Source organism: Pseudomonas sp. ASL3 (assembly GCF_056680425.1).
In genome coordinates, this window is record NZ_CM155281.1 from 2,984,282 (window position 1) to 2,996,867 (window position 12,586).

Here is a 12,586-nt window from a genome sequence, read left to right on the forward strand (position 1 = left end):
CTCAAACCTAGTTAATGAAATAGTGAAATTTCAATGCCTGATTCCCATACCGATGAAGCCGTAATCTCCTCGTCCTCCAAGGCCGAATACGAAAAAGCCATCAATCTTTCACAGCATTTGCCCCAGGCTAAAACTATCAGCGAGATGGTCCTCGACGCCTTTCACACCTCGAAAGAAAGCAACCAGATTTGCGAGCTGCGCGCGGCAATTCGCCAGGCACATGACAGTTTTGACGACAACAAAGCCTACGAACTGATGGGAGAGCTCAAGCGCCTCAAGGACGAGGAAGCCGCCGATATCGCGGCTCTGGAAGACCTGAGCACGAAATTTCCTATCAGCCGGATTCTGTCGAGCTACAAGGACGACCCAACCTTCCACGAGTTGGTCTACGGTCTGGCGCTCAAAGTGCTAAACCACACCCATCAAGCCGTCAGCAACCCTGGCGCCGGCAAGGGCAAAGCCCCTCGCGCCAAGAAAGAGGTCGAAGTGTTCACCATTAGCAAGGACGGCGTGAGCGTCATTTTGCCAATGCGCACGCCGCGCTCGAAGCCGAATATGGACCGTGAAGCGTATGAGTTCCTTGGCTTTGCCTTCATGGGTCACGGTGACCTGGCCGAACTGCAAAGCGAAATCTTTGTGGATAATGAAGGGACCGAGCAAGCCGCCACTCGTAAGAACATCGTTACTGCCATTCAGCAGCAGACGGCATTTGAAGGGTATGACATCGCTCAGCAGTAATCGCTCGCGGAGTCTTTAGGGCTGCAGCGTCCCGAAGGGGCAGCGTTATTTTTCAGGTAGAGGCCATCGCCTTCTGCTCAAAAATGAATCTGCCCCTTTTTCCGTCTCTCCCTGGACACCCTCCGGGGCGGACAGCGCCATACGCGCGCGGACCTCTCAAACATTCAACAATCGCCCCAAAAAAGGCATCGCGGAATATATCCGCACCCTTCTGGTTCAATACGCATCAGCAGTCACTGCCAGGACAAAGCGGATGAGTGATGTCGAGAACATCCGAATGGCCTGATTTGTAACGCTTTGATCGCCCCGCCAATAACAGTTTCCCGAATCTAAACGCGCCTCGCCGAGACTGGCATGGAATCTGCTTATGCTCTGGTAAGTCTGTCGATCTCTCCGACAGAGCGTCCTGAGTGGTCACCGGCGACCATGCACCAGGACAGGTGAACCAGGCAGCGCGGCCTCGGCGATCACCCCTCACATACCCATGAATACCAGGCAAAGACGCCTGGAGCTGCTAGACGGCTCCAGGCGTTTTTTTGCGTTTTTTTTGGCCATGCCCCGGCAGCGGCTTCGACTGAGGAAAGGCTATGAACGCTATCGTCACCCCGATCAAGAGCGAAACATTAGTCGTCATCGGCAACGGCATGGTTGGCCATCATTGCGTCGAGCAGCTGATCGAACACGGTGCACTCGCTCATTATCATGTGCACGTATTCGGCGAAGAACGCCAGCGTGCCTACGACCGCGTACACCTTTCCGAATACTTCGGTGGCCGTGATGCCGAGTCGCTGGCACTGGGCGAGGCCGATCTCTATGCCCGCCACGGCGTGCATTTGCACCTCGGCGTGCAGGTGCTTGAAATCGACCGCGAGCGCAAGGAAGTGGTCACCAGCATTGGACGTCAGGCTTACGACCGCCTGGTGCTGGCCACCGGCTCCTATCCCTTCGTGCCGCCGATTCCCGGTGCCGAGGGCCGCTCCCGGTTGGTCTACCGTACCCTGGACGACCTTGATGCGATCCGCGAGGCCGCCGTCAATGCCCGACGCGGCGTGGTGGTAGGCGGCGGTCTGCTCGGACTTGAAGCCGCCAACGCGTTGAAGTCCCTGGGGCTGGAAGCTCATGTCGTCGAATTCGCTCCACAATTGATGCCGGTGCAACTCGACAGCCAAGGCGGTGAGGCGTTGCGGGCGCGGATCGAGGCGCTGGGTGTCGGCGTGCACCTTTCGCGAGCGACCCAGGAGATCGTCATCGGTGAAGAGTATGCCTACCGCATGAACTTCAACGGTGGCGAGTTTCTTGAAACCGACTTGATCGTCTTCTCCGCAGGCATCCGCCCGCAGGACGCCGTCGGCCGCAGCGCCGGGCTGGACGTGGCACCGCGTGGCGGTCTGGTGGTCGATAACCTGTGCCGCACCAACGACCCCGACATCTTCGCCATCGGCGAGTGTGCTTCCTGGAACGGCAGCATCTTTGGTCTGGTCGCACCGGGCTACAGCATGGCGCGCAACGTTGCCGCGCAACTGGCCGGTCAGGACTGCCAGCCCTTTACCGGCGCGGACATGTCGACCAAGCTCAAGCTGCTGGGCGTCGATGTCGGTTCGATCGGCGACGCTCACGCGGCAACGCCTGGAGCCAAAAGCTACCGCTTCATCGATGAAGCCAACGCCAGCTATCGTCGTCTGGTGGTCTCCGCCGATGGCAAGCACGTGCTCGGTGCCGTGCTGATTGGCGATAACAGCTATTACGACACCCTGCTGCAATACGCCCAGAACGGCATCAAACTGCCCCTGGATCCGTCCAGCCTGATCCTGCCGCTGTCGAGCGGCGCTCCGACACTCGGCGCCGATGCGCTGCCAGAGACGGCCACTATTTGCTCCTGCCATAACGTCACCAAGGGCGCGGTATGTTGCGCTGTCGACGCCGGCTGCACCGATCTGGGCGAACTCAAGGGCATCACCAAGGCTGCCACCGGCTGCGGCGGTTGCAGCGCGCTGCTCAAGCAGGTCTTCGAGCACGAACTCAGCGTCCGAGGTGTGGCTGTCGACAAGAGCCTCTGCGAACACTTCGCCCACACCCGTCAGGAGCTGTACGCCCTGGTGCGTGTTGAAGGCATCATCACCTTCGACGAGATACTGGCCAAGCACGGCCGCGGCCACACCGGTTGCGATATCTGCAAGCCCGCTGTGGGCTCGATTCTCGCCTCGTGCTGGAACCAGCCGATCATGGATCCTTCGTTAGTGCCGCTGCAGGACACCAACGACACCTTCATGGCCAACATGCAAAAGAACGGCACCTACTCAATCATCCCGCGCATCGCCGCTGGCGAAATCACCCCGGACAAGCTGATCGCCCTGGGCGCCGTTGCAAAAAAATATGACCTCTATACCAAGATCACTGGCGGCCAACGCATCGATCTGTTCGGTGCCCAGCTGCATCAGTTGCCGGACATCTGGGGCGAACTGGTCGATGCCGGCTTCGAGACCGGTCACGGTTACGGCAAGTCGCTGCGCACGGTGAAGTCCTGCGTCGGCAGCACCTGGTGCCGCTACGGCGTGCAGGACAGCGTCGGCATGGCGCTGATTCTGGAGAACCGCTACAAGGGCCTGCGTGCACCGCATAAATTCAAGCTCGCGGTTTCCGGCTGCACTCGCGAATGCGCCGAGGCGCAAAGCAAGGACATCGGCGTGATCGCCACCGAGAAAGGCTGGAACCTTTATGTCTGTGGCAACGGCGGCATGCGCCCGCGCCACGCCGAGCTGTTCGCCACCGACCTGGATGACGAAACCCTGCTGCGTTACATCGACCGGTTCCTGATGTTCTACATTCGCACCGCCGACAAATTGCAGCGCACCTCGGTCTGGCGCGAGAGCCTGGAAGGCGGTCTGGACTTTCTCAAGGACGTCATCATCAAGGACAGCCTGGGGCTTTGTGCGGAGCTGGAGTCGCAGATGCAGTTGGTGGTCAACCGTTACGAATGCGAATGGGCCAACGCCATCAATGACCCGGAAAAACTCAAGCGCTTCCGCACCTTCGTCAACGACCAGCGCGGCGACCCGGATATCCACTTCGTCAAGGAACGAGGCCAGCGCCGCCCGGTACACGCCACCGAACTTCACCTGATTCCCGTTACCGAGGAGGTGCTCTGATGAGCCAGTCAAACGTTGTCCGCATCGAATCCCGCCGCGCTGTTGAAAGCCCTGCGCAATGGCAGACGCTGTGCCGCCGTCAAGATTTGGTGGCCAATTCCGGCGTCGTCGCCTGGCTAGATGGGGCACAAGTGGCGTTGTTTCATCTGCCTGATACCCAAGGCAAGACCCTCTACGCGATCGACAACCGCGACCCGAAGTCAGGCGCCAATGTCATCGGCCGTGGCATCGTCGGTAGCCTCAAGGGTGACCTGGTAATCGCCTCGCCCCTGTACAAACAGCATTTTCGTCTGGAAGACGGCAGCTGCCTTGAGTATCCGGAACAAAGCCTGCGCGTCTGGCCGGTGCGGCTGAACGGGGACGTCGTGGAGATCGGAGTGAGCACGGGCGCTTGAGTGACAAGAATCGGCCCGCAAGTAGATATTCCCTGGAGATTTCCCCATGAAGAATGTTGCCCAGCTACTGAAGTCAAAGGTCCAGCAGAACCAGCACGTCCACACCATCGGGCCAGATCAGATGGTGCTGGAAGCACTCAAGGTGATGGCTGAGAAAAATGTCGGTGCCCTACCCGTGATGGAAAACGGCCAGGTGGTAGGTGTTATCAGCGAGCGCGACTATGCGCGCAAGATAGTTCTGAAGGGCCGCTCTTCGATCGGCACCTCCGTCCGAGCGATCATGAGCGCGCCCGTCGTGACGGTAGACAGTCTTCAAAGTATCGAGAGTTGCATGGAGGTCATGACCGACAGTCACCTGCGCCATCTGCCGGTTGTGGAGAGCGGCCAACTGATTGGCCTGCTATCTATTGGTGACCTGGTTAAAGAAGCCATCGTTGAGCAGGCTGATCTGATTCGGCAACTGGAACAGTATATTCGCGGAGATTAAAGCATGCAGATAAGGCGATAAGCTTCGCCTCATCCATAGAAAAAACATCTAAAAAAATACAACCGCACACCGCGTTTTAGCGCTTTGCTTCTTGGGGTCAACGCCCATCGGAACTCGAGGACAAACCCAACCTCCAGCCGATGCACCCACCATTGCCGGGAGCAAAACATGAAAATCAATCCCTACCTGATCTTCAACGGCGACTGCAAAGCCGCCTTCACCTTCTACGCCCAATGCCTGCCAGGCAAGATCGAAGTCATGATGACCTTTGGCGAAACCCCGGCTCGCGAGCATGTTCCGGCGAACTGTCACAACCTGATCATCCATACCCGCCTGCTGGTCGGCGATCAGGTAATCATGGGCTCGGATACCACGCCCGACCGCCCCTACAACGGCATGAGCGGTTGTTCGGTCTCGCTGAATGTCGACAGCGTTGCTGAGGCAGAGCGCATCTTCGCTGCCTTGGCCGACCAGGCCAGCATTCAAATGCCACTGGAAGCCACCTTCTGGGCGGCACGCTTCGGGATGCTGGTTGATCGCTTCGGTGTGTCGTGGATGGTCAATTGTGAAACGGATCAGTGAACCTGTGAGTTAGCAGCGGTTTTGGCACCAACCGGCCCGCGGTAAAAGGTTTTGGATCAGACCGCTGAAACCAAGGCTGGTTGGCCTTTCCTGGGACCTGCCTCCTGCTGGAAACGATCCGGGATGCTATCAACTTTCAAACTTGCGCCGTCAGAGTACTTTAAAAATAAGCTCCAACGAATAACATCCCAATCCAGAGATCAGCAAAAAGCTGAGTTACCCCCCTTCGATCTTCATCATCGATGCAAACCGTATTTCGCAAAAATTAGTTCGCGCAAACTACCGATCGATGGTTCAGAAGGGAGCAATCACTAGCGGATAATCATCCATCGTAACCGTCCGAACTACACCGCCTTGCATCTCAGACCTTAATCTCCTTTAACCACTGATTAACGCGCTCCCATTCAAAAACCGTTGGATCGAAGGTACTGCCGTGCCACTCCAACATGTCTTCATGCTCTGGATGGCTGGGATCTCCCATCGTTTCAAGGAATTCGGCATTACCCGGCCAACCGCCCACGTCCTCCGGTGGGCAAGCATTGGCACCGTCGATGCAATACGGCACCCGGGGACATGCCACAACAGGCAGTTTCTTTTCGACTTTGATCCGGTGATCCCAACCATCGCCAAAGTCATAGAGGTAGCGAAACGTCTTTTTCCCGTACAACGCTTTGATCAGGGTCTTGCGGGCCTCCGAGTTCACGGGTGGGCCCCACCCGTCGGGGTCGGGTATGCCGTAATTCTCACCGGCAATTTCAAACTCATGCATATGCCCTCCCTCCCAGCCCATTACGATCTGAATCACTGAGACGTTGTGAAAAGACTCTCGCCTACTGCGGCAGCCTCCAAACGCCCGCTGCGGCGTTGCGCTACACAGAAATTAAGGCGCAGATCATCCGGCCAGCTTCGCCCTCTGGGCGGGCGCATCACTGTTCCTGCCAATCCAGGTCACAGCAGAAGACATAGAGCGTGCCGCCAACCTTGACGGTCTGCGACAGCGTGATGCACATGCGCGAATCCGCCACCGACAGATAGGGCCGACTGATCTGGATGACCCCTGGTTGCTTCAGTGCCCGGTAGTGGTAGTGCTTGTGCGACCAGTTGGCGTTGTCGCCACACAGCAGGGGCGCAAAGCGCGCATTCAGCTGCTGTTGGTAGTGCGGGGCATAGACATTGCGCGACACCTGATACCCCGCTTCATTGAGCAGATAGCAGCGCACCGTGCGCGGGTCGCTGAAGAGCAAAGCGCTGCTCAGGTCAAACTGCTGGTTGGCGGCAAAGTGCGCCACGGCCTGTTGAAACAAGCCTTCTATTTCACGCACATAGTGCTGCAAGTCGGCGTTGCGTTTGACGCTTTGCCACTGCTGGCCGCGCAGCAGGCTGTCGAAGGTAGTGGCCAAACCCTGCTCGGCGTCGATGCGGGCCTGTGGTTTGGCAAAGTAGAAGCCCTGAACCATGTCGGCGTTGGCCGCAATGGCCACCAGTGCCTCGTGTTCGGTTTCCACGCCTTCCACCACTACCAGGCTGCCAGCCTCGTGCAGCAAGCTGACGATGCCGGTGAGAATCCGTTCCACCCGGCGCGAATGACCGGCATCCTGGATCAGGCGGCGGTCGATCTTGACGATGTCGGGTTGCAGATCCCAGATGCGGTCGAAGTTGGAGTGCCCCGCGCCGAAGTCATCGATGGCGATCAGGCAGCCCAGCTGGCGGAAATGGCTGATGAAGCGCTTCAACTGCTCATGATCGCTGACCTCGCTTTCAATGATCTCTATCACCAGTCGATGCGCCGCAATGCCAGTGGTCTGCAGCAGGTTGTGGGTAAAACCAATGTCCGGTTGTACGCTGACCAGGTGCTGCGAGTTCAAATTGAGAAACAGCCAGGCTTGACCCGTGGCCTGCCGCGCAAAGTTATGCACATGCAAGGTCCGGCAGGTGCGGTCCAGCTCCAGGCTTTCCCTGCTATCACTCGGCATGGCCAGCAGGGTTGCCGGCGGCTCTGCCGTGCCATCGGCATGGTGTGCGCGAATCAGCCCTTCGTAGCCCACCGCCCGGCCATGCGCGATACTGAAAATCGGCTGGAAATGGCTGGTCAGTGACAGGCCACGATAGCGGGTGGCGACTATGGGGTCGCTCGGCAGGCCGTGGACTGGCGGGCAGGCGGGCGTCTGGTGGTCGTAGCGCAGCGGCTGGACGGTATTTAGCATCTGCAGTTCCTTAGCGGGGGTGTAGCTGAGCCAGCGCCGCATCCACCAGGGCCAGCAGTTCATCAATGGCTTGGGTGGCGCGTTGGAAGTAGGTCTTGGCGGCAATCACGGGTTGTTCCTGGTCGAGCAGCTCCTCTTTTGTGCAGCGTAGAAAATCCTCCACCACCTGTTCGCGATGCTGCAGGCGGAACACGTCAGCCTGCGGGTGATCGGTGGCGTGGCGTTGCAGAGTGGCGAAGGCCGTGCCGGCCAGCAGCTCGATCTTCTGGTAGAGAAAACGCATCCTCACGCGCTGCTCGGCGCTGCTCTGACCGGCCGCCGCGATGCCGGTGCCCAGGGCGCGCGCCTGGCCGGCCCATTCTGCTGCCTGGACTACCTCGCGCCAGATGCAGGGCAGGTAGCCCAGCTCGGCACGGCCCTCGGTCAGATCGATTTCGCTCGCCACATCCTCCATCAGAAAGATGCTGTTGCGAATGACCAGGTGATGCTGCACCAGATTGTTCGCCCGGTCGCTACTGCGCCCTTCGCGCATGCGCGACCAGTGATCGATCAAGCTGTTCCAGGCGTCCCGGTGCGTGCTGTCGAACTCCTGGACCGCACGGATATGCTGGTCCAGCCCCTGGCGTGCGGTGGCAAGATCCTGACTCAGGCTGGCATCGCCACAGAGCACGCCATTGCTCAGGCCGCGATGGCGCTGAAACCCGGATATCAGTGCACGCAACAAGGCCAGCTGGCGAATGTTCAACTGGATATGTTGGCGCTTTTGCCGCTGCAGGCGCCGGTGCAAGCCATAGAACAGCAGGATCAGGGTGGCCAGGGCGGTGGCAGCGGCGAGCAAGAGCGGTAGTCCGTGCAATCCATTCATGCTGATTACCCCGTCAGATGAGCCAGATGGTGGGCGATTGATCGCGCCTGATCGGCGGCCTGCAGGTTGTCGGCATTGCCTTGGCGGACGCGGTCGGCCAGTTCGGCGATTTCCGCAACGGCCTTGCCCTGTTGTTCGGTACTGACCGCCACTTGGTCGACCTGCCCGGTCAATTGCAGGGTGCGCTGTTGCACCTGATTGAGCAGAGCGCGCACCGTTTCGGAACTGGCGGCGCTGCGATGCGCCAGATTGGTCAAGTCGGACACCTGCACCGTGGCATCCTTGATGTGCTGTTGCACCGATTCGATGTTGCGACTGATTTCTGCCGCCGACTCCTGGCTGTGTAAGGCCAAACGGCGAACTTCATCGGCCACCACGGCGAAGCCACGGCCGCTCTCACCTGCGCGGGCCGCTTCGATGGCGGCATTCAGGGCGAGCAGGTTGGTTTGCGAAGCAATCCCGCGGATGGTGCCGGACATTTCATTGATGGTGCGCGAGTTGGTGTTCAGCTGCAGGATCAGTTCGTTGGTGGTGATGGCTTGCTGCGCCATCTCGGACACCTGCCGCACCAAATTGGTGAGCTGGTCGATCCCGTCGGCCAACTGTTCGCTGGCCACGACGCTGGTCTGACGCGACTCATCGGCCAGCGCCGCCACCTGCAAAATGCTCACATTCAGTTGTTCTACCGCCGCTGCGGCGACAGTGGCCGATTCGCTTTGCCCTTCGGCATTGCTGGTCACCAGCGCCGCGCTTTGTTCGAGTTCGTGTGAGGAGTGGGATATTTCATCCAGACGCTGCTGTAACAGTTGTTGTTGGCGTTGTTCGCGGTTCAGCCACTGCTGAAAGCTTCGTCTGATCGGCTGCAGCAGCAGCCACTCGGCAGCGCTGACTGGCTCCTGGGCGCCATGCTGGGCGGAGTCTTCACAGTAGCGTTGCAACTGCCCGATCTCCTGCAACAGCAGCCACAGGCTGGCAATGGCCAGGTAGGCCAGTACCGCCCACAGCAGCCCTGTTGGCAGCGTCGCAGCGGCCAGGGTGGTGGCGCCGCCCGCCAGGCTAATCGCCAACAGCGTGCGGATCATGCCGACGATGCCCAGTTCGCGCAGCAGCAAGAACGCAGGGTAAGTGAGCCACTTCATGTGTCTGAATCTCCAATGCGGTAGCCAAAAAAAAACGCCTGAAGCCTCTGCAAAATATCTGCAGCGGGTTCAGGCGCCATTGCCTTGCAGGAGCGAATCCTGCTGATGTGATTTGTTAGATAGCAAGAGTGATGCCATAGGTTCTCGGCGGTTTTCAAAGGATCTGACCCACTGTCGTGTTGCGCGCAGCTTTTGTAGCGGTGGGTTACGCGGCGCAGCAATTCCGCAGTTGATTTTCAGACCTTGCTCTGCACCACTAACCTGCGCGGCCCGACCCACCCTGCGCATTATCGCGTCCCAGGCATCACCTGGCTGACCTGCACGTTTCAACCCATAACCGGGACATGCTCTTTTCAAAGTGGCTGTCGGCGCACCATGAAGGCAACAGATCACTCGCCGTGCTTGCGAGTGACAAGGCGGCTTCGAAAACCCGACAGTTCGTTGGTTACCGTGCGCCCAGCTCGCGGGCTTGGGGATTTTCCATCACCGCTTCCAGGCCGGAGATGCTGTGAAAAAACCAATTTCTCTCGCAGTCAGGCGAAAAGAGCCACCTCGGTTTTTTGGGGGTGACGATGTCGGCAAGCAATGGAGAATTGTTCGAGGATCTTACGGTTCCGGTCGTGGTATCGGCACCGATGGAGTCGCCCAACGCCAGCTCGCGCGTACTGCGTCCGAGCCGGGACCAGTTGGAGCTACACCCCTGCGATCTGGAGAGCCTGCTCGCGGAAGATCACCCGGCGTGGCTGGTGTGGGGTTACGTGGAGCGGCAGGACTTGCGCCCCCTGTATAGCGCCATCCTCGTGGTTGAGGGCGCCATCCATCTGGTGGCGCTTGATACACAACGATGGCACCGACGCTCGTTCACATCAAGTTTATAAAGCATCGTTTTTAGCCAGATTCAATCACTTTTTGGTCAAGTACGAGCAGGTCTTGTACGGGCGGACGCTTGGCCGAAAATCGCCCTTTATTGGCCTTGAAACGCCCCACCTATAACCATTCTAAAGTTACATTTTCGTTAGCATTGCTCTAACAATTCGAGGGCAGTTAGACTCAGGTCGTCCCAGACGCCCCGACATAGGGCCTCCAGGATCTCCTTATTTTCTGGTTCAGAAGTTACAAACTTGGAAAAGCAAACTGCGTAGCTTCACGGCTCGAGCCTTTTGGCCAGCGTTGGGTGATGGCCTTGCGGCGGGTATAAAAGCGCACGCCATCGGGGCCGTAGGCATGCAAGTCACCGAACAGTGAACGCTTCCAGCCGCCAAAGCTGTGATACGCCACCGGCACCGGCAGGGCCACGTTGATGCCGACCATGCCCACCTCGATCTGATCGGCGAACAGCCGCGCCGACTCACCGTCACGGGTGAAGATACAGGTGCCATTGCCATACTCGTGAGCATTGATCAGAGCGATACCCTGCTCCAGGCTGTCAACCCGCATCACGCACAACACCGGGCCGAAGATCTCGTCGGTGTAGATGCTCATCTGCGGCGTGACCCGGTCGAACAGGCAGCCACCGATAAAGAAGCCCTGTTCATGCCCCGGGACTTGCAGCCTGCGACCATCGGCCAGCAACTCGGCGCCCGCCGTCACCCCTTCCGCCACGTAGCCGCTGACCTTTGTCAGGTGCGCGGCGGTCACCAGCGGCCCCATGTCCAGCCCGGCCGAAGTTCCTGGCCCGACCTTGAGCGCGGCGATCTGCGGCAGCAGGCGCTGGACCAGAGCATCGGCGACTTGATCACCGACACACACCGCCACCGAGATCGCCATGCAGCGCTCGCCACATGAACCGAACGCCGCGCCCATCAGGGCGTTGACCGCGTTGTCCAGGTCCGCATCAGGCATCACCACGGCATGGTTCTTGGCCCCGCCCAGGGCTTGCACACGCTTGCCGCGCTTGCTGCATTCGGCATAGATGTACTCGGCGACCGGTGTCGAGCCGACAAAGCTCAGGGCTTTGACTTCCGGTGCCTGAATCAGCGCGTCCACCGCCTCCTTGTCACCGTGCACCACGTTGAGCACACCCTTGGGCAGCCCGGCCTCGTTGAACAACCGGGCAATCAGCAGGGTCGAGCTGGGGTCGCGCTCCGAGGGCTTGAGGATGAAGCAGTTGCCGCAGGCGATCGCCAGCGGATACATCCACAACGGCACCATGGCGGGAAAATTGAACGGGGTGATCCCGGCCACTACACCCAGGGGCTGGAAGTCCGACCAGCAATCGATGGCCGGGCCGGCATTGCGGCTGTACTCGCCCTTGAGCAGCTCCGGCGCGGCGCAAGCGTATTCGACGTTCTCGATACCGCGTTTGAGTTCGCCCAGGGCGTCCTCCAGGGTCTTGCCGTGTTCCAGACTGATCAATTGGGCGATGCGCTCCTGGTTCTCTTCCAGCAACTGCTTGAAGCGGAACAGCACCTGGGCGCGCTTGGCCGGCGGCGTATTGCGCCACGCAGGAAAAGCCGCAGTGGCGGCGTCGATGGCCAGCTGCACGGTGGCACTGTCGGCCAGGGTCAATTGGGCGATGGTGGCACCCGTGGACGGATTGAAGACCGCAACCTGGCGCGTGCCCCCGGCCTGAAATTGGCCATTGATCAAATGTTCGATGCTCATGCTGCTTGCAACCTCGGTGGCGCGGGCGCCGTGGCGCCCGGAAAATTAACGGCTGAGAGCTGCCTGAACGGCGATCTCGACCAGGATGTTCTCGGCGGCCAGGCTCGACTCCACCGTGGCCCGGGCCGGCAGCGCGTCTTCCGGCACCCAGGCGTCCCAGGCGCTGTTCATCTGGGCAAAATCCTTGACCGCGTGCTTGAGCCAGACCTGGGCAAAGAGGATCCGACTCTTGTCGCTGCCGGCCTCGGCCAGCAGTTCGTCGATGCGCGCCAGTACCTGCTGGGTCTGACCGTGAACGTCCTGGCTGCGGTCGCTGGCGACCTGGCCAGTGACGTAGACAATGCCGTTGTATTCCACCGCGTGGCTGAGGCGTTTGCCGTTGGGCTGGTAGCGTTTGATGGTCATGTAAACCTCTCTTCAAGGGAC

At 59.6% G+C, this 12,586-nt stretch carries 10 protein-coding genes and 2 pseudogenes; 6 read left to right on the forward strand and 6 right to left on the reverse strand.

Going from position 1 to position 12,586, the window contains the following annotated elements; translation table 11 throughout:
* Window positions 1-33 precede the first annotated feature (33 nt).
* The 5 genes from AC1MEE_RS13675 to AC1MEE_RS13695 all read left to right on the forward strand — a co-directional run bounded on the left by AC1MEE_RS13675 (window position 34) and on the right by AC1MEE_RS13695 (window position 5,348).
* Entirely contained in the window at window positions 34-738 is a 705-nt protein-coding gene (locus AC1MEE_RS13675) for a hypothetical protein (RefSeq protein ID WP_480415856.1), read from the forward strand.
* A 587-nt stretch (window positions 739-1,325) separates the two neighbouring features.
* A complete protein-coding gene (gene nirB / locus AC1MEE_RS13680) occupies window positions 1,326-3,884 on the forward strand; it encodes a nitrite reductase large subunit NirB (RefSeq protein ID WP_480415857.1) in 2,559 nt (852 codons plus the stop codon).
* Entirely contained in the window at window positions 3,884-4,279 is a 396-nt protein-coding gene (gene nirD / locus AC1MEE_RS13685) for a nitrite reductase small subunit NirD (protein WP_480415858.1), read from the forward strand. The genes nirB and nirD overlap by 1 nt, the downstream gene beginning before the upstream one ends.
* Window positions 4,280-4,325: 46 nt before the next feature.
* Window positions 4,326-4,766, forward strand: a complete 441-nt coding sequence (locus AC1MEE_RS13690; protein WP_480415859.1) for a CBS domain-containing protein — start codon at window positions 4,326-4,328, stop codon at window positions 4,764-4,766.
* A gap of 168 nt (window positions 4,767-4,934) precedes the next feature.
* Window positions 4,935-5,348, forward strand: a complete 414-nt coding sequence (locus tag AC1MEE_RS13695; protein ID WP_480415860.1) for a VOC family protein — start codon at window positions 4,935-4,937, stop codon at window positions 5,346-5,348.
* Window positions 5,349-5,709: 361 nt separating this feature from the next.
* On the opposite strand, the pseudogene AC1MEE_RS13700 reads toward AC1MEE_RS13695, so the two are convergent.
* The 4 genes and pseudogenes from AC1MEE_RS13700 to AC1MEE_RS13715 all read right to left on the reverse strand — a co-directional run.
* A pseudogene (locus tag AC1MEE_RS13700) lies at window positions 5,710-6,156 on the reverse strand (plasmid pRiA4b ORF-3 family protein); the annotation flags it as partial.
* A 118-nt stretch (window positions 6,157-6,274) separates the two neighbouring features.
* Entirely contained in the window at window positions 6,275-7,552 is a 1,278-nt protein-coding gene (locus AC1MEE_RS13705; RefSeq protein WP_480415861.1) for an EAL domain-containing protein, read from the reverse strand.
* A 10-nt stretch (window positions 7,553-7,562) separates the two neighbouring features.
* A complete protein-coding gene (locus tag AC1MEE_RS13710; RefSeq protein ID WP_480415862.1) occupies window positions 7,563-8,417 on the reverse strand; it encodes a nitrate- and nitrite sensing domain-containing protein in 855 nt (284 codons plus the stop codon).
* A 5-nt stretch (window positions 8,418-8,422) separates the two neighbouring features.
* Window positions 8,423-9,556 carry a methyl-accepting chemotaxis protein gene (locus AC1MEE_RS13715; RefSeq protein ID WP_480415863.1) on the reverse strand — a complete coding sequence of 378 codons (1,134 nt, stop codon included), beginning with the start codon at window positions 9,554-9,556 and terminating at the stop codon, window positions 8,423-8,425.
* 572 nt (window positions 9,557-10,128) lie between these two features.
* Here AC1MEE_RS13715 and AC1MEE_RS13720 point away from each other — a divergent pair.
* Window positions 10,129-10,353, forward strand: a pseudogene (locus tag AC1MEE_RS13720) (IS5/IS1182 family transposase); the annotation flags it as partial.
* A gap of 316 nt (window positions 10,354-10,669) precedes the next feature.
* Here AC1MEE_RS13720 and AC1MEE_RS13725 read toward each other — a convergent pair.
* Both AC1MEE_RS13725 and AC1MEE_RS13730 read right to left on the reverse strand, forming a co-directional pair.
* A complete protein-coding gene (locus tag AC1MEE_RS13725) occupies window positions 10,670-12,160 on the reverse strand; it encodes a CoA-acylating methylmalonate-semialdehyde dehydrogenase (RefSeq protein WP_480415864.1) in 1,491 nt (496 codons plus the stop codon).
* Window positions 12,161-12,205: 45 nt separating this feature from the next.
* Window positions 12,206-12,565, reverse strand: a complete 360-nt coding sequence (locus tag AC1MEE_RS13730; protein ID WP_480415865.1) for a RidA family protein — start codon at window positions 12,563-12,565, stop codon at window positions 12,206-12,208.
* Window positions 12,566-12,586 lie beyond the last annotated feature (21 nt).